Below are 1728 nucleotides of genomic sequence, written 5' to 3' on the forward strand. Positions count from 1 at the left end.
GAGTTCGACGCGATCGCCGGTGTTCGATTCCACCCGGGCGGCCAGCGCCTCGACCGTCGACGCCTCGAACAACTCGCGCACCGGAACCCGAGAGTCGAGGGCGGCGCCGAGCCTCGATACCAATTGCGTTGCGACGAGCGAATTTCCGCCCAGCGCGAAGAAGTCGTCGCCCCGTCCGACTCGCTCGATCCCGAGCACCTCGCCGAAGATGCCTGCGACAATTTCCTCGATCGGGGTGGACGGAGCCCTGAACTCGGCGGTCTCGAACTCGGGGGCGGGCAGCGCTTTGCGATCGAGCTTGCCCGAGGTGTTGAGCGGGAACTCGTCCAGCGAGACAATTGCGCTGGGAATCATGTAGCGCGGCAACGTTTCCGAAAGCGCTGCGCGCAGTTCGGCGACATCGATGTCGGTTGCCGAGGACCCTGCGGGCACGACGTACCCGACAAGTTGATCGCCTGCGTCAGTGGACACGACCGCGACGGCCGACAAGCCGACCGACGGCTGGGCTGCCAAAGCGGTCTCGATTTCGCCCAGCTCGATACGTTGTCCACGGAACTTGACCTGGAAGTCGGTGCGGCCGATGTAGTCCAGGCGGCCGTCTGCACGCAGAGTGACGAGGTCCCCGGTGCGGTACATCCGACTGCTCGCGGCAGTCTCCCCACCCGACGAGCCACCACCGGCGAACGGGTTGGCAACGAATCGGTCTGCGGTCAGGTCGACTCGTCCGCGGTAGCCACGTGCGAGTTGCACTCCGGCCAGGTACAGCTCGCCGGGGACACCGACGGGAACCGGCTGCAACCGTGAATCGAGCACGTACACCGCGGAGTTCCATTCGGGCCGGCCGATGGTGACTGCCGAGCCCGCTGCCGTGTCGGTGACGTCGGCGTAGGTGATGGACACAGCGGCTTCGGTCGGGCCGTAGAGGTTGCGCACGCGCGCGTCGGAGACCCGAGCGAAATCACGGACGGCTTCCCCCGGGAGTGCCTCGCCGATCACGAAGATCTGCTCGAGGGTACGGAGGGATTCCCGCCGGACGACGGCAGCGAAGACCGACAGCATCGTCGGCACGAAGTCGGTGACGGTGACGGATCGTTGTGCGATGACCTCGGCGAGATAACCCGGGTCGCGGTGGCCGTCCGGAGTGGCCAGCACCAGGGTGGCCCCGACCCGCAGCGGCAGGAAGAAGCCCCACAGTGACACATCGAACGTCGTGGCCGTCTTCTGTAGGTAGACGTCCTTCGAGGTGAGCCCGTACTCGACCTGCATCCACTCCATCTGATTGACGATCGCGCGGTGGGAGACGGCCACGCCCTTGGGCTTGCCCGTTGACCCGGAGGTGAAGATGACGTAGGCCAGAGAATCGGGAGATGCAGCGACCCGCGGCGAATCGGTGACGCCCGCAGCGGACTGTTCGGCGCGCACATCGAGAACTGGAACGGAACCGGGAGCGGTGAACTCGTCCTCCGACCGCGTCAGTACGCAGATGGGATTTGCGGCGTCGAGAATGTAGCCGACGCGTTCCGTCGGATGGTCCGGGTCGATGGGAACGAACCCCGCTCCCGAGCGGAGCACCGCATACATGCCCACGACGAGATCGATCGATCTCCGCATGGCGAGTGCGACGAGAGCGTCGGGACCCGCACCCACGGTGGTGAGCGCTGCGGCAAGCCCGTCGACCCGCTGCGCGAACTCACCGTAGGTCAGCGATCGATCCTCGTAGACCAGCGC

1 protein-coding gene is annotated in these 1728 nt (G+C 66.1%); it reads right to left on the reverse strand.

Going from position 1 to position 1728, the window contains the following annotated elements:
* The coding region (locus WBQ44_RS07540) for an amino acid adenylation domain-containing protein (protein WP_495566098.1) at positions 1-1728 on the reverse strand (1728 nt) is incomplete at both ends.

This window comes from Rhodococcus sp. (in: high G+C Gram-positive bacteria) (assembly GCF_049591685.1).
GTDB lineage: Bacteria > Actinomycetota > Actinomycetes > Mycobacteriales > Mycobacteriaceae > Rhodococcoides.